The following is a 15,162-nucleotide window of genomic DNA, read 5'->3' as shown; positions in this document are numbered from 1 at the left end:
TCACCGCACCTCGCGCACGCCGATCGACCGGGCGAGCCTGCGTGCCCCGCCAAACCCTTTTGCCTCGGTCGTCCACAAGTCCCGCTCCGCCGCCGCGAGCGCAGTCGCCGCCTGCTCCCGCCGGCGCTTCACTTCCTTCGGGTCCCGCGTCCCCTGCGTGGGCAAACCCTCCACGCCGACCCACGCGAGCACCGCCGCGTCCCGCCCGAGCCCCGCCCACAAGCTCGGCGCGTCCGGGTGCACCTGCATCCACGCCGCGAGCGACTCCCGCCCCGGCGCACGCGGATCGATCGGGTACGCCCCCGCCGTCGCCGCGAACGTGCCCTTCGGCAAGCTCACCCCGCCGACGTCGAGCCCCACCGCGGTCTTCACGCTCGACCCGGAGACCGCGAGCAGCACGTCGGACACGCAGCTCCCGTAGACCGCCACGCCCCCGATGCCGCGCCACGACGGCGGGAGGCGCGTGCACTCGAACGCCTCCTCCCGCGCCATGTCGACGCTGCCCTTGTCGCCGACCCACACGACCTGTCCCTTCGAAGGCAACGCCCCGACGAGCGCCTTGCGCACGCGCTCCGGCTCTTCGCCGACCACGAACACGAACGGCGAGTCGGCCACGTCCGGCGCGGGCGGATGCAAGAGCACCACCGGGATCGACTCGCGCGCCGCGAACTTCGCCGCGATCGTCGCCTCCTCCCGATCGATGCCCGCGATGATGATCGCCGCGCCGTCCGCGCCGAGGCCTTCGAGCGCGTCCTCGATGCCCGTGTCGCGCCCGAGGTCGTCGCGCGTCACGAGCCGCGCCTTCGAGCCCGGCAGGCCGAGGCCGAACATCACGCCGCTGACGACCTGCGTGCCCCGCCGCCGCGCTTCGAGGCTCCGCGTGGGCAAGACCAAGCCGAGCGTCGGCGCCTCGACGCGCGCGCCGCCCGCGCCCGCCGCGAGCTCGGCGATCTCGTCGGCGCCCGTCCCGAGCAGGGGCATCGCCGCGCCGAGCAGCCGCCGCGCGAGCTGCTGATCGTGCGCCGAGATCGCCGCGTCCGAGAGCCTCTCGACGAGCGTCTTCTGCACCTCGAGCTCCTCGTTCTGCGGCTCCGGGTGCTTCTTGCGCCGCGCTTCGAGGATCGGCGCGAGCGACGCGGGCGGGATGCTCGCGAGCAGCTCCGCGAGCTTCGAGCGCACCTCGACGCGCTCCTCGAGCGACGCCTCGTGCAGCCACACGAGCATCAGCTCGATGGCCTGACCGTGGTGCTTTGCGCCGATCGCGCTCGCGGTCACCTCTTCGTTCAAGAACGTCCGGGCGTGCGGATCGATGAGCTTGCCGATCAGCGGCAGGAGCTTTCCGAGCGCCGCCTCGGCCTTGCCGGAACGACGCAGCGCGGCGCCCTGGATCATGCGGGCGAGCTCCGCGGTCGTCCCGACGGCCTTCGTCTGCGTCTCGGCGCGGGACGAGAGCTCCGTGGCGCGGCTGAGGTCGCCGCGCTCGAGGGCGATCCACGCGAGCATGACGTCGGCCACGGGGCCGAGCGCGTCCTTCGGGTAGCGCTCCTGGAACGCGAGCAGCCGGTTTTCCAGGGCCAGGCGTTCGGCGCGGCTCGACTGGGCGAACGAGGCCTCGATGCTCCGCAGCTCCGTCTGCGCCTCGACCGACGACGAGAGCGGGACCGTCGGCGTGACGGCGTCGTTCCGCGATCCACCACACGCGCCCGCGCCCGCGGCGGCCAACCCCAGCCCTGCGAGCGCGCCGAGCCAGCGGCCGAGCGAGTTACCTAAAGATCGCGCCACCTTGACGTCCTGGCTAGAGTCCCATACATCGCCGGTCGCCCGCAAGACGACGAGGAGCATTCGTGTCCGAAGCAGCGCTCGCCGATCAATCTCTCTTCGCGCAGAACCGCCGCGCGTTTCTCCTGCGCAAGCTGCACTCGCTGACGGGCGTCGCGCCCGTCGGCGCGTTCATGGTGTTTCACCTGTGGACGAACGCCAAGGCGCTCCAGGGACAGGAGCCGTTCGACAAGGCGGTCGCGGAAATCACGCACACGCCGTACCTCGCGATCGCGGAGTGGGGGCTGATCCTGCTGCCCCTGCTCTTCCACGCGGGCTACGGGGTCAAGCTCGCGCTCGACGCGAAGTACAACGTCTCGAAGTACAAGACCACGCGCAATTGGGCCTTCACGCTCCAGCGCGTCACGGGCCTCCTGGCCTTCGCGTTCATCGCGTTCCACCTCTACGAGTACTGGGGCAAGAAGCTCACGGGCAAGCTCGCGCCCGAGCAGTTCTACCCCGCGCTCTGCCAGAACATGTCGGCGACGGTGAAGGGCATCCCGGTCGTCGGGCTGCTCTACGTGCTCGGCATCGCGGCGAGCGTCTTCCACTTCGCGAACGGGCTCTGGGGCTTCTGCTTCTCGTGGGGCGTGACGGTGTCGCGCCGCTCGCAGCAGATGGCAGCGGCGGTCTTCGGAGTGCTCGGCGTCGCGATCTTCCTGCTCGGCGCGAACACGGCGATCTACTTCGCCACCGGGTCGAGCGTGCAGGACATGATCTTCGGCAAGAAGGGTGGCTCGGACGCGCGCACGTGCGTCGACATCCTCCAGCAAACGCAGAAGCCCGCCTCCGTCGGGCCGGTCATCGATTGAGGTAGCAAGCACCATGGCTGCGAAAAGCACGATCCGGAGCGAGGGGGGCAAGGTTCGAAGGGTGATCGTCGTCGGCGGAGGCCTCGCGGGCCTCATGACGGTGATCAAGCTCTGCGAGGCGAAGGTCCCGGTGGACCTGATCTCGCTCGTCCCGGTGAAGCGCTCGCACTCGGTGTGCGCGCAAGGCGGCATCAACGCCTCCGTGAACACCAAGGGCGAGGGCGACAGCCCCCAGATCCACCTCGAAGAGACGGCCTACGGCGGCGACTTCCTGGCGAACCAGCCGCCCGTCAAGGGCATGGCCGAGGCGGCGCCGGGCATCGTGTTCATGCTCGACCGCATGGGCGTGCCGTTCAACCGCACGCCCGAGGGCCTGCTCGACTTCCGCCGCTTCGGCGGCACGCTCTTCCACCGCACGGCGTTCGCGGGCGCGACGACGGGGCAGCAGCTCCTCTACGCCCTCGACGAGCAGGTGCGCCGCTACGAGATCGCCGACGTCGTCGACGAGCACGGCGTGTCGATCCCGGGCGAGAAGATGGTCCGCAAGTTCGAGTTCTGGGACTTCTTGCAGACGGTGCTCGACGACAACGGCACGTGCGTCGGCTGCGTCGCGCAGGACCTCAAGACGATGCAGATCAAGTACTTCCAGGGCGACGCCGTCGTGCTCGCCACGGGAGGCTGCGGCATCATCTTCGGCCGCTCGACGATGAGCGTCATCTGCACCGGGACCGCGGCCTCGTCGGTCTACCAGCAGGGCGCGGTCTACGCGAACGGCGAGTTCATCCAGGTGCACCCGACGGCGATCCCGGGCGCGGACAAACTCCGCCTCATCTCGGAGAGCGCGCGCGGCGAAGGCGGCCGCGTGTGGGTGCCGAAGGACGCGAAGGATCAGCGCAACCCGAAGGAGATCCCCGAGAAGGAGCGCGACTACATCCTCGAGCGCATGTACCCGGGCTACGGCAACCTCGTGCCCCGCGACATCGCTTCGCGCGCCATCTTCAAGACGTGCTTCCACGAGAAGCGCGGCGTCTTCAACCCGAAGACGGGTCGCAACGAGAACGAGGTCTACCTCGACCTCACGCACAAGGACGAGAAGTTCCTCCGCTCGAAGCTCGCGGGCATCCTCGAGATCTACGAGAAGTTCGCCGGGACAGACCCCTACCACAACCCGATGAAGGTCTTCCCCGCCGTGCACTACTCGATGGGCGGCCTGTGGGTCGACTTCGAGAAGGACGCGCGTGGATCGCTGAAGACGGGCTCGCCGCGCAACCACGCGACGAACATCCCCGGGCTCTACGCGGTGGGCGAGGCCGAGTACCAGTACCACGGCGCGAACCGGCTCGGCGCGAACTCGCTGCTCTCGTGCATCTACGCCGGCATGGTCGCGGGCCCCTCGGTCGCGAGCTACCAGAAGAGCATCGCGAAGAGCGCGTTCGACCTGCCGAAGTCGACGTTCGAGAAGGCCGAGAAGCGCTGCCAGGAAGACTACGAGCGCATCCTCAAGCAGAACCAGGGCGCGAGCGGCGCGGAGAACCCGTACAAGCTCCACCAGGAGCTCGGCGACATGATGCTGCGCGACGTGACGATCGAGCGCGACAACGCGACGCTCGAAGGGGTGCTCACGAAGATCTCCGAGCTCGACGAGCGCGTGAAGAAGGTCGCCTGCCCGGACGGCTCGCAGCGCGCGAACCAGGGCGCGCAGTTCGTGCGGCACCTCGAGAACATGCTGGTGCTCGCCCGCGTGATCGCGCAGGGCGCGAAGAACCGCGACGAGTCGCGCGGCGCGCACTACAAGCCCGCGTTCCCGAAGCGCAACGACGCGGACTGGATGCGCACGACGCTCGCGAAGCACGAGCAGAAGGGCGCCGTGAAGTACGTGCGGGAGTTCGACTACACGTGCGCCGGGCAGTCGGTCCACGTGACCGACGCCGTCGACGCGAGCCTCGTCGCCCCGCGCGAGCGCAAGTACGAGCAGGCGGGCGCCGCGAGCGCCGCCGCGACCGGGAAGATCCAGCAACCGGCTGCCTCCGAGCAGCAGAAGAGCGTCTGACCATGGCGAACAGCGACACGACGAAGGGCACCGGGCGTCTCGTGCATCTGCGCGTCAAGCGCCAGGACAGCCCCGATCTCCCGGAGACGAGGCGGTGGGAGGAGTTCAAGGTCCCCTACCTGCCGCAGATGAACATCATCAGCGCGCTCCAGCAGGTGCAGAAGGAGCCGCGCACGGTCGACGGGAAAGACGTCGCGCCGGTCGTGTGGGAGTCGTCGTGCCTCGAAGAGGTCTGCGGCGCCTGCACGATGGTGATCAACGGGCGCGTGCGTCAGGCGTGCTCGGCGCTCGTGGATCAGATCGCGCCGAACGGCGAGGTGATCCAGGTCGAGCCGATGACGAAGTTCCCGCTCGTGCGTGACCTCATCGTCGACCGCGAGCGCATGTTCCAGGACATGAAGAAGGTCAAGGCGTGGATCGACATCGACGGGACGCACGAGCTCGGCCCCGGTCCGCGCGAGAGCCCCGAGGCGCAGCAGGAGCGCTACCCGCTGTCGCGCTGCATGACGTGCGGGTGCTGCGTCGAGGCGTGCCCGCAGTACAACGATTCGACGCAGTTCGTCGGGCCGTTCGCGCTGAACCTCGTGCGGCTCTTCAACATGCATCCGTCGGGCGCGCTGCACAAAAACGCGCGGCTGGAGACGGTCATGGGCGAGGGCGGCGTGCAGGACTGCGGCAAGTCGCAGAACTGCGTCGAGGTTTGTCCGAAGGAGATTCCGCTCGTCGATTCGATCGCGCAGGTGTCGCGGGATGCGACGAAGCGGCTGCTCTTCGGCTGGCTGCTCAAGTAGAGCGACGCCCTCACCCCCAACCCCCTCTCCCTCGCGGGAGAGGGGGCAGAAGCCGCGGGCTTCAAACGCTGGGCGCAGGCGTCGTCAGGGCGTGACGAGCGCGCAGCTCGTCATGCCGGGCTCGCCCTGGGCGCTCGGGGATACGTCCAGACAAACCAGGAGCCGGAGCGGCTGCGGCTGGCCCGCACGGTCGCCGGTCAAGAAGAGCGTGACGACGCGATCCGCCACGACGGTCACGCCCGGGATCGTGATGAGGTTCGTCTGCTCGCCCGCGAGCCGCGCCGCGATCGTCGCGTTGTCGAGCGGCGCCCCCGTCACGTAGTTGCCCGCCTTCGAAAGGCCCGTCGAGCCATAGCTGACGCCCGTGAAGAGCGGCGTGAACGTGCCTTGCGTGTCGAGCGTGCCGATGTCGACGTCGGCCGTGTCCGGCGAGACGTGGATGAAGCGCACCCGCGAGAGCCCCGCGGCCGGCTCGGTGTCGTCCAAGAACCGCAGCACCGTGAGCTTCTGCTCGCCCGTCGGCGCCGCGAGCTGCCCCGCGACCACGACCGTGGAGAGCTCGCCCCCGCGCGCCTCGACGGTCGGGACGACGGCGCCCTGCGTGCCCGGCAGCGCCGTGTCGCAGCTCTGCGCGCCGGGCGCGACGAGGCGCGGCGTGTACTCGCCCTCGGGCACGTCGACGTACTTCGAGACCTCGCCGTACCGCATGCCTTCGGCGTGGTTCAACCGCTGCTTGAAGATCGGCCCGATCGCCCCCTCGTTCGCGCCGCCCGCCACCGGCAAGAGGCACACGTCCGCCGCCTGCATGTCCGGCGAGAGGTGCGAGAAGCGCACGCTCGACATCACCTTCACGCCCGCGTCGCCGCCGCCCGCGCCGCCAGCGCCTCCCATGCCGCCCATGCCGCCGGCGCCGCCCGTGCCGGCCCCGCCGGTCCCACCCGTACCTCCCGTACCGCCCGTCGCGCCCGTTCCTCCGCCCGCGCCCGCGGTCCCGCCCGTCCCGCCGCCGCCCTCTTCTTTCCCGCCGCACGCCTGCGCGGCCACGACGAAGGCCGTCACCAGCGTCGAGGCGAGGAGCATGTTTCGAACGTTCATCGACAAACCCCCCCGTTTGACACACGCCTCCCGGGCCTGCGCCGCAGGTTCGTCCCCGAAGGATGCGTCAGTCCACCGTGTGTCGGACTACACCCGTGCGCCGGATTCGATGGCCCAGGCGTTCGGCCCATCGCGCCGATCGTGACGTTCCAGGCGGGAAATTACGGCGTTCCGTTCAACGGTAGGGCAAACCGAAGCCCATGCCGGGCAGGTAGCCACCGGGGCCGTAGCCCATGCCATTCGGCATGACGGCGTTGTTGTTGCGCGACATCGAGGTGAGGCGCGGCGTGAGCAAGTGGCTGACGAGCGTGCACGTCTGGTGCTGCAGAGCGTTCTGGTTGCAGCCGATCCAGACGCCGAGCGAGCTGCGTCCGCCATCGTCGTCGTAGCGGACGACCTCACCTGTCTGCAGGACGCTGAGCCAGGCGTGCGTGTCGTCGCCCTGCGAGGCGTGGAGGATGCCGACGTTGCCGAGGAGTTTGTCGCCGGGGCCGACGAGCTTGCCGCCGGCCTCGAGGAGCGCGACGGGGTCGTTGTTCGGATCGTAGACGCGCCCGCCGCGGTCGACGGTCATCTCCTGCGTGTCGTTGATCGTCACGCGGCCGTCGGGGAAGACGTCGACGACCGCGATGCCGACGACCCAGCGGGCGCGGGGCACGTCGAGCATCGCGCCGCCGCGGGCCCAGTTGGCCGGGGCGCCCGGCGCGCAGGCGCCGAGGACGAAGGCGGAGGCGAGGATCAAGCGCCGCATCATCGGACCAAGGATAGTACGCAAGCGGCCCGTCGGTCAGGGCTCGACCCCATCAAACCTTCTCGATCGAGGCCTTTCCGAGCAGGCCCGTGGGCTTCACGAGCAAGACGGCGATGAGAGCCGTGAAGACCAGGACATCCTGCAGGCCGGAGTACGCCGTCAGCTTGGTCATCTCGCCGATGATGCCGATGAGCAGGCCGCCGAGCATCGCGCCCGGGATGTTGCCGATGCCGCCGATGACGGCGGCGACGAACGCGCGCGTGCCGATGACGACGCCCATCGTCGGGTAGACCTGCGACTGATCGAGGCAGTAGAGGACGGCGCCGAGCGCGGCGAGGACCGAGCCCGTGATGAACGTGATCGAAATGACGCGGCTCGTGCGGATGCCCATGAGGCGTGCGGCCTCGATGTTCACGCTGAGCGCGCGCATCGCCTTGCCCATCCAGGTCCTGTGCACGAGGAGCTGGAGGGCGACCATCACGGAGAAGGCCGAGATGAAGATGACCTTGCGCGTGTCCTCGATCGGCAAGAGCTGCGGGTAGCCGCGGTACTGCGCGGTGAAGAGGAGCTGCGCGAGGTTCTGCAAGAGCACGCTCATGCCGAGCGCCGTGACGAGCGGGGTAATGCGCGTGTTCGCCTTGCCCTTGCCGCGCGTGCGCAGCGGCGCGTAGGCGATGCGCTCGACGAGCATGCCGAGCAGGCCCGCGAAGGCCATGGCAGCGAGCGTCCCGCCGACGCCGGCGAGGAACGGCGCTTCCTTGCCGCCGAGCGCCGTGATGGCGAAGAAGCCGATGAACGCGCCCATCATGAAGACCTCGCTGTGGGCGAAGTTGATGAGCTTCAGGATGCCGTAGACCATCGTGTAGCCGAGGGCCACGAGCGCGATCATCGACCCCTGCGCGAGGCCCGTGACGAGGGCGTTCAAGATCTTCATCGCCATGAAATCACCCGACCTCGCGCCTCAGGGCTTCGCCGCCGCCTTGTCGTTCACCGTCGCGAAGTAGGTGAACTTCTTGTTCTTGATCTGCACGATCACGATGGATTTGTCCGCGTTGCGGTTCGGGTCGATGGAGATCGTGCCCGTCGCGCCGGCGAAGCTCTTCGTCTCGGCGATCGCGTCGCGGATGGCCTCGGGCGTGTCGCCCTTGGCGCGGCCCATGGCGTCGAAGAGCAGCTGCGCCGAGTCGTAGCCGAGCGACGAGAGGCTCGACGGATCGCGCTTGAAGCGCTCCTTGTAGGCCTTCAGGAAGAGCTGCGCGTTCGGCCAGGGGACATCGGGCGCGTAGTGGTTCGTGAAGTACGCGCCCTCCATCTCCTCGCCCGCGTCCTGCAAGAGCGTCTCGGCGTCCCAGCCGTCGCCGCCGACGAACGTGCTGCCCGGCATGCCCGCGGCCTTGGCCTGGCGCGCGATCGGGACCATCGCGTTGTAGTAGATCGGCGCGTAGACGAGCTCGGGCTTCGCGTCGCGGATCTCGTTGATGTACGTCGTGAAGTTCGTCTCGGTCTTGATGAAGCTCTTCTCCACGACGACCTCGCCGCCGAGCTTCTTCGCCGCGTCGCGGAACTGCGCCGCGAGGCCCGACGAGTAGACGTCGTCGGAGGCGTAGAGGATCCCGATGCGCTTCTTGCCCATGGTCTTCACCACGAACTCGGCGCCCATCTGGCCCTGCGTGTCGTCCGTGAAGCAGACGCGGAAGACGAAGGGCCCGATCTGCGTGACCTCCGGCGCCGTCGCCGAGGACGTGATCATCGGGACCTTGTGCTTGTTCGCGACGATGCCCCCGATCGTCGATCGCGAGGAGGCGACCTCGCCGAGCAGCGCCACGACCTTGTCCCGCGTGATGAGCTGCAGGACCTTGTTGTTCGTCTCCTGCGGGTTCGACTTGTCGTCCTCGTAGAAGACCTTCACGGGCCGGCCCTTCACGCCGCCCTTCTTGTTGACCGCGTCGACCGCGAGCTCGATGCCTTCCTTGGTCTCCGCGCCGAACTGCGTCTCGGCGCCCGACAGGCTCAGGTACGCGCCGACCTTCCAGGGCTCGACCACCGCGGGGACGCTCGGATCCTTGCCCGCGGCATCCTTCTGAGGCGTGTCTTTCTGGGTGGAACACGCGGCCAGCCCCAGCGCGCTCGCGCCGAGGGCCACGATCGTCATCACCCAACCCCGTCGTCCGAGCATCGACCTCTCCTCGCCGGTCAGGGCCGCGAAATCGCGCACATGCCCCGTGCCGGCCGATGAGTACCATCATCGCCGCATGTCGTCAGCCCCGAGCGCGCGCAGCCTCGGGATCAGCCGGCGCGGCGGCGCGCCCAGACGAACCGCTCCACGTTGCCCTTCGGCCCGTGGACCGCGCTGTCGACCTCGGCCACGACCTCGAATCCGCCTTCTTCGACGGCCCGACGCGCCGCGGCGATCGCGGCGCTCCGCGTCTCTTCATCCCGGATGACGCCCCGTCCCCGCGAGGCAGCCTCCCGACCCGCCTCGAACTGCGGCTTTACGAGCGCGACGAGGTCCGCGCCCGGATCGAGCAAGGCCGCGATCGACCCGATGAGCTTGCCGATGCCGATGAACGATGCGTCCACGACGACGAGGTCGACCCCCGCGGGGAGATCGCTCCGGCCGAGGTCGCGCGCGTTCACGCGCTCGCGGACGTCGACGCGCGGATCGGCGCGGAGCTTCTCGGCGAGCTGGCCGTAACCGACGTCGACGGCCACGACGAGCGCGGCGCCGCGCTGGAGCAGGCAATCGGTGAAGCCGCCCGTGGAGGCGCCGACGTCGAGGGCGCGGCGGCCGGCGACGTCGAGGCCCTTTTCCGCGAAGAACGTGAGCGCGTGGTCGAGCTTGTCGCCGCCGCGGGAGACGAAGCGCGGCGGGGCAGCGACGCGGAGGGGCGCGTCGGGCGCGACGAGCGCGCCGGGTTTGTCCACGCGCGTTTCGGCGCAGCTCACCTTGCCGGCCATGATGAGGGCTTGCGCCTGGGCGCGGCTCTCGGCGAGGCCGAGGGTGACGAGGAGGGCATCGGCGCGAACGCGGGCGGGCGAGCGGGTCATGGTGGGGGCGCGAGGTCCTCGCCGTGGATGGCGCGGGCGACGGCGAAGAGTCCATCACCGATGCGGGGGCCGGGGCGCAAGACGTCCGAGCCGACGACGCGGATCTGGCCTTTCTGGACGGCGCGGAGCTCGCGCCAGCCGGGCGTGTTCTCCACGCGCTCGCGCAGCGTCTTCGTGGCGCGCATGTCGGAGGCGCCGTCGAGCAGGACGTCCGGATCGAGCGCAAGCAAGTGCTCGAGGCCGATCGTCGGGTACGCGCCGCCGCGGGTGATGACGTTCTCGCCACCCGCGAGGCGCACGAGCTCATCGGGAAAACTGCCGGGGCCGGCGACGACGATCGGGGACACGTCGAACACGAAGAGCACGCGTTTCTTCGGCTTCCCCGCGATCTGCGCCGCGAGCGCTTTTCGTTTGTCCTCGATGCCTTGAGCGACGCGCTTCGCCTCGGCCTCGTGGCCGACGCGGCGACCGAGCTCGACGATCATGCTCGTGATGCCGTCGAGCGACTCGGTCTCGGGGAAAAACGTATCGATGCCGTGGGCGCGCAGCCCCTCTTCGAGCACGGGCCCGGCGGGGCCGCGCGCGCCGACGACGAGCGTGGGCGCGAGCGCGACGATCGCCTCGACGTTCGGATCGGCGTAGCCGCCGACGGCGGGCAATGCCTCGGCCTCCTTCGGGGAATCGCAGTACCGCGAGCGCCCGACGAGCAGGCCTCCGGCGCCGATCGCGAACATCGTCTCCGTCGTGCTCGGCGAGAGCGAGACGACGCGGAGAGGTTTGTCCTTGCCGGTGCCCCGCGAGCAAGCGGAGAAGGCGAGCGCGACGAGCGCGAGGGTGAACGAGCGACGCTTCACCGCGTACGGCGCCGCAGACCGAGCGCGACGAGCGCGAGCGCGAAGATGCCGCCGCGCCAGGGCACGGGCTTCGTCGGGTCGGCGTTCACGCTGCAGGAGCTGTCGTTCGAGAGCTCGGGGCCGTCATCCTCCTCGTTCCAGCCGCCGTCCTCTTGCTTGAAGCAGACGCCCTCGCCGTTGCTGTCGCTGTCGCAGTACCAGCCGTCGGGGCAAGGCGCCTTCTCGTTGCAGAGGCGCGTGCAGTACTGCTCGCTCCCGTCGTTCACGCAGCGGCCCGAGGCGCAGTCGGCGGGCTCGTTGCAGGCGTCGCCGGGCGTATACGTGTAGTCGGGGTTCGTGGGCGCGCCGGTCGCCCACGCGGGCGCGGTGTACCCGCCCATCTCGGCGGCCTTGAGGGCCGTGTCCTTGATCCACTGATCCCAGCCCTTCAGGTAGCCGTAGATCGGGGTCGAGCAGTTGAAGCCGCCGCGCGAGGTCACGCCGATGACGCGGTTCTTGGCATCGATCGCGGGACCGCCGGAATCACCCTGGCAGACGCCGGCGTTGCCCATCCACTCGGTCACCTTGGTCTGACCGTCCTGGCACGCCTCGGCGACGCAGGTGATGGTGAGGTCGTCGCGGCGCCGACGCGCGCCGGCGCCGTTGCCCGCGCCGTCCGTCGCGCCGAACCCGATCGCGGAGTACTTCTCGCCCGCGACGAGCGGATCGTCGATGCGGGGCACGAGCGGCTTGGCTTCCGCCTCCGGGATGTTCTCCGCGAGGATCAGGATCGCCTGATCCTGGCCGCAGAAATCGTCGCCGGCGGGCAGGAGCACGACCTCCTTGGTGACCCGGTAATCGGCGGGGTTCTGCGAGAGCTCGGGCCCGGTCGTGACGAGGTAGCTGCTCGCCGCGGCGGGCGGGGAGAACTTGGTGATGCCGCACGCGACGGAGCCATCGTTGTTGTTGATCTGCGAGACACAGTGGCGCGCCGTGAGCACCATGTTCGGCGCGAGGAGCGAGCCGGTGCAGATGCCGCCGAGGTTCGTCGCGTAAATGCCGACGACCGCGGTGTCCTTGTCATCCGCATAGCCGCCGCTGATGTCGAGCTCCGCCTCGCCGACGGCGCCCTCGGGCGCAGGTTGCGACATGTCGCCGCAGCCGGCGACGAGCGCGAAAGCGCCAAGGAACAAGGCAAGACGAGCGCGGGGCATACACGGGGACATCAACGACCTCCAGGGGGGACGATGGGCGCGCGCACCACGATGCGCTCGGGAGAGCGCGCGCAAGAGAGCCGCCATTGTAGGAAGGCGCCCCCGGACGCGCACGCGTTCTCTGTGCGTCTCGATGCACCCTCGACGCGAGTTTTACGCGGCGCGGAATCCTGCAATCCGATTGCATGACGTGGGGGAGAGGGCGGACCACGCACCTTCGCCAAGGTGGCGGCGCCAAGGGCCCGCCATGGCGGCGCCGGGGTGTTGGCGTGAGCAATCACGCGGAATTCCCGCGGATTCGAGGCCGGCCCGGCGCTTGCTGCATCGCGGCGCGTGACCGACAAGCTGCTGCTCACCGCCCTCGCGCTCGCGGCGGGATCCGCCCTGGCGCGCGCGCCCCTGCCCGCCGCGCTCGCGGCCGTGATCTCGCTCTTCCTCTTGCGCCGTCCTCTCGAACGGTGGGCGCTCGCGGGCCTCGCGATCGTCCTCGCGATCGGCGCGCTGCGCGCCCGGGCGGCGATCGACGAGGCCGCGGCCTTGCACGCGCGCGTGACCGAGGCGCTCGGGCCTCCAGGTCGATGTGAAGGAGAAGCCATCGTGCTGCGTTCGCCGGTGGTGCAGCGCGGCGAACCCGGGCCTCCGGGGGAAGAACGCGGCGAGGCTCGCATCGAGGTCGAGTTTTTCCAGGGCGCTTGCGAGCGGGGCCCGCTCGAAGGGCCGCTCCGCGCGCGGCTCCACGGCGCGCCCGAGGACCTCGCGCGTGGCGATCGCGTGCGTCTCGTCGCGGACCTCGCCCCGGTCCATCTCTTCCTGAACGAGAGCCTGCCCGACCCGCGCCCCTCCATCGCGCGGAGCGGCGTCGCCGCGTCGGGAGGCCTCGTCGATCTCGAACGCCTCTCCCGTGGCCAGGGCATCGGCGCGTGGATCGATCGCGCCCGCGCCCACGTGCGCCGCCGCATCGAGTCGACCTTCCACCCCGAGGCCGAGCCGCTCGCGCGCGCCCTCGTCCTCGGCGAGACGGATCTCGACGATGCTGACAACGAGGCCTTTCGCCGGAGCGGCTTGTCTCACCTGCTCGCGGTCTCCGGCACGCACCTCGTCCTCGCCGTCGCGGGCCTCGCGGCCGCCGCGCGCGCCTTGCTCCTGCGCGTCACGCCGCTCTCGGCGCGCCTCGACGTCGGCCGCATCTCCGCGGCGCTCGCGATCCCCACGTCGTGGCTCTACGCCGACTTCGCGGGTGGCAGCGGCTCGGCCCTGCGCGCCGCGGGCATGCTCTCCGTGGTGATGCTCGTGCGCGCGCTCGGCCGTCGCCCGAGCGGCGTGCGTGCCTTCGGAGGCTCGCTCCTTCTCGCGGCGATCCTCGACCCGCTCGTCGGCAGCGACCCGTCGTTCGTCCTTTCCGCCGCGGCGACGGCGGGCCTGCTCGGCCTCGATCGACCCATCGCGGAACGACTCGTACGAGGCCCCGCGCTCGTCCGCGCCGTGCTGCGCCCCATCGCCACGACGCTCGCCGCGATGGCCTCCTGCACGCCGTTCCTCGCGATGATGACGCCTTCCTTGCCGCTGCTCGGCATCCTCGCGAACCTCGTCGCCGCGCCGATCGGCGAGCTCGCGGCGCTGCCCGTGTGCCTCCTGCACGCCGCGCTCGCGTGGGCGCCTCCGGTCGAGCGTGGCGCGGCCCTCCTCGGCTCGGGCGCGCTGGTCGTGGTGCGCGCGGTCGCCCGCGTGACGAGTGATCTCGGTGGCATCGTCACCTTCCCGCCGCCCACGCCCTCGCAGCTCGCGGCCGTGGCCGTCGCCGCGCTCGCCGCGGCCCTCGCGAAGGACGCGCGGCGGCGCGCCGTGGCGCTCGCGCTCGGTGTTGCCGCGCTCCTCGTGCTGGAGCAGGCCGCCGCGCACGCGGGCAGCTCGAGCGGCCTGCTCCGCGTCCGCGCCCTCGACGTGGGCCAGGGGGATTCGATCCTCGTCGATCTGCCCGACGGGAAAACCATGCTCATCGACGGCGGCGGCTTCATGGGGAGCCCTGTCGACACGGGCACGCGCGTCGTGCTCCCGGTGCTGCGCGCGCTTCGCAAGGAGCGCGTCGACGTGGTCGTCCTCTCGCACCCGCACCCGGACCACTTCGGCGGGCTCGTCTCCACGCTCCCCGCGATCGACGTCGGCGAGCTCTGGGACACGGGCCAGGGCGAGGACCACGGCGCCGGTCCCACGTACGCCGCGATGCTCGCGAATCTACGCCACCGTAAGATTCCCCTTCGCAGGCCCGACACGCTCTGCGGCAAACACGAGATCGGCGGCGCCACGATCGAGGTCCTCGCCCCCTGCCCCGGGTTCGTCCCCGACGAGAGCGCGAACGACAACTCCTTCGTCCTGCGCATCACCTACGGCAAGCACTCTGCGCTCCTCGTCGGCGACGCCGAAGCAGCCGCCGAACGTGCGCTCCTCGAAAAACACCCCGCCGCGCTCCGCGCCGATCTCCTCAAGCTCGGCCACCACGGCAGCCGCACCTCCACGACGCCGCCCTTCCTCGACGCCGTACGCCCGAGCGTCGCCCTCGTCTGCTCCGGCGTGCGCAACCGCTACGGCCACCCCGATCCCGGCGTCCTCGCCTCGCTCCGCGCCCGCGCCATCACCATCGCCCGGACCGACCGGGGCGGCGACGTCGTCTGGGAGACCAACGGCGAGGCCGTACACCTCGCACGCCCCTCCGCCCGCTGACGCGGGGATCTCGGGTCTTTCCGTGAGGAAAT

General features: G+C 70.3%; 12 protein-coding genes. 4 read left to right on the top strand and 8 right to left on the bottom strand.

Annotation, left to right across the window (positions count from 1 at the left end; all coding sequences use genetic code 11):
• Window positions 1-1,842: a hypothetical protein gene (locus QHF85_RS03785; protein ID WP_281325653.1), complete on the bottom strand. Its 1,842-nt coding sequence runs from the start codon at window positions 1,840-1,842 to the stop codon at window positions 1-3.
• Between the two features lie 2 nt (window positions 1,843-1,844).
• On the opposite strand from QHF85_RS03785, the gene QHF85_RS03780 reads away from it, so the two are divergent.
• Genes QHF85_RS03780 through sdhB form a run of 3 tightly spaced genes read left to right on the top strand, consistent with a single transcriptional unit; the run spans window position 1,845 to window position 5,471 of the window.
• The gene (locus tag QHF85_RS03780; RefSeq protein ID WP_281325652.1) at window positions 1,845-2,630 is read left to right on the top strand and encodes a succinate dehydrogenase; all 786 of its coding nucleotides are present in this window, start codon (window positions 1,845-1,847) and stop codon (window positions 2,628-2,630) included.
• A gap of 13 nt (window positions 2,631-2,643) precedes the next feature.
• Window positions 2,644-4,680 (top strand): succinate dehydrogenase flavoprotein subunit, encoded by a 2,037-nt coding sequence (gene sdhA / locus QHF85_RS03775; protein ID WP_281325651.1) that lies wholly within the window; start codon window positions 2,644-2,646, stop codon window positions 4,678-4,680.
• A 2-nt stretch (window positions 4,681-4,682) separates the two neighbouring features.
• On the top strand, window positions 4,683-5,471 hold the full coding sequence (sdhB, locus tag QHF85_RS03770) for a succinate dehydrogenase iron-sulfur subunit (protein ID WP_281325650.1): 789 nt from the start codon (window positions 4,683-4,685) through the stop codon (window positions 5,469-5,471).
• Between the two features lie 84 nt (window positions 5,472-5,555).
• On the opposite strand, the gene QHF85_RS03765 is transcribed toward sdhB, so the two are convergent.
• The 7 genes from QHF85_RS03765 to QHF85_RS03735 form a co-directional block, all read right to left on the bottom strand.
• On the bottom strand, window positions 5,556-6,566 hold the full coding sequence (locus QHF85_RS03765; RefSeq protein WP_281325649.1) for a DUF4397 domain-containing protein: 1,011 nt from the start codon (window positions 6,564-6,566) through the stop codon (window positions 5,556-5,558).
• Window positions 6,567-6,741: 175 nt separating this feature from the next.
• Window positions 6,742-7,320: a hypothetical protein gene (locus QHF85_RS03760; protein ID WP_281325648.1), complete on the bottom strand. Its 579-nt coding sequence runs from the start codon at window positions 7,318-7,320 to the stop codon at window positions 6,742-6,744.
• 49 nt (window positions 7,321-7,369) lie between these two features.
• On the bottom strand, window positions 7,370-8,251 hold the full coding sequence (locus QHF85_RS03755; RefSeq protein WP_348652715.1) for a branched-chain amino acid ABC transporter permease: 882 nt from the start codon (window positions 8,249-8,251) through the stop codon (window positions 7,370-7,372).
• Between the two features lie 27 nt (window positions 8,252-8,278).
• On the bottom strand, window positions 8,279-9,493 hold the full coding sequence (locus QHF85_RS03750; RefSeq protein ID WP_281325646.1) for an ABC transporter substrate-binding protein: 1,215 nt from the start codon (window positions 9,491-9,493) through the stop codon (window positions 8,279-8,281).
• A gap of 110 nt (window positions 9,494-9,603) precedes the next feature.
• Entirely contained in the window at window positions 9,604-10,365 is a 762-nt protein-coding gene (locus QHF85_RS03745; protein ID WP_281325645.1) for a TlyA family RNA methyltransferase, read from the bottom strand.
• The gene (locus tag QHF85_RS03740; protein ID WP_281325644.1) at window positions 10,362-11,219 is read right to left on the bottom strand and encodes an ABC transporter substrate-binding protein; all 858 of its coding nucleotides are present in this window, start codon (window positions 11,217-11,219) and stop codon (window positions 10,362-10,364) included. The genes QHF85_RS03745 and QHF85_RS03740 overlap by 4 nt, the downstream gene beginning before the upstream one ends.
• Window positions 11,216-12,391: a S1 family peptidase gene (locus QHF85_RS03735; RefSeq protein ID WP_281325643.1), complete on the bottom strand. Its 1,176-nt coding sequence runs from the start codon at window positions 12,389-12,391 to the stop codon at window positions 11,216-11,218. The genes QHF85_RS03740 and QHF85_RS03735 overlap by 4 nt, the downstream gene beginning before the upstream one ends.
• A 354-nt stretch (window positions 12,392-12,745) precedes the next feature.
• On the opposite strand from QHF85_RS03735, the gene QHF85_RS03730 reads away from it, so the two are divergent.
• On the top strand, window positions 12,746-15,130 hold the full coding sequence (locus QHF85_RS03730) for a DNA internalization-related competence protein ComEC/Rec2 (RefSeq protein ID WP_281325642.1): 2,385 nt from the start codon (window positions 12,746-12,748) through the stop codon (window positions 15,128-15,130).
• Window positions 15,131-15,162: the final 32 nt, after the last annotated feature.

It is taken from the genome of Polyangium sp. 6x1 (genome assembly GCF_029946515.1).
GTDB lineage: Bacteria > Myxococcota_A > Polyangia > Polyangiales > Polyangiaceae > Polyangium.
This window is presented reverse-complemented; position numbering and strand designations above follow the sequence as displayed.

Excerpts from the sequence above, each read along its gene's own strand:
- QHF85_RS03765 (WP_281325649.1), bottom strand. The coding sequence starts at position 6,566 with ATGAACGTTCGAAACATGCTCCTCGCCTCGACGCTGGTGACGGCCTTC.
- QHF85_RS03760 (WP_281325648.1), bottom strand. The coding sequence starts at position 7,320 with ATGATGCGGCGCTTGATCCTCGCCTCCGCCTTCGTCCTCGGCGCCTGC.
- QHF85_RS03785 (WP_281325653.1), bottom strand. The coding sequence starts at position 1,842 with ATGCTCCTCGTCGTCTTGCGGGCGACCGGCGATGTATGGGACTCTAGC.
- sdhB (WP_281325650.1), top strand. The coding sequence starts at position 4,683 with ATGGCGAACAGCGACACGACGAAGGGCACCGGGCGTCTCGTGCATCTG.
- sdhA (WP_281325651.1), top strand. The coding sequence starts at position 2,644 with ATGGCTGCGAAAAGCACGATCCGGAGCGAGGGGGGCAAGGTTCGAAGG.
- QHF85_RS03755 (WP_348652715.1), bottom strand. The coding sequence starts at position 8,251 with ATGAAGATCTTGAACGCCCTCGTCACGGGCCTCGCGCAGGGGTCGATG.
- QHF85_RS03750 (WP_281325646.1), bottom strand. The coding sequence starts at position 9,493 with ATGCTCGGACGACGGGGTTGGGTGATGACGATCGTGGCCCTCGGCGCG.
- QHF85_RS03745 (WP_281325645.1), bottom strand. The coding sequence starts at position 10,365 with ATGACCCGCTCGCCCGCCCGCGTTCGCGCCGATGCCCTCCTCGTCACC.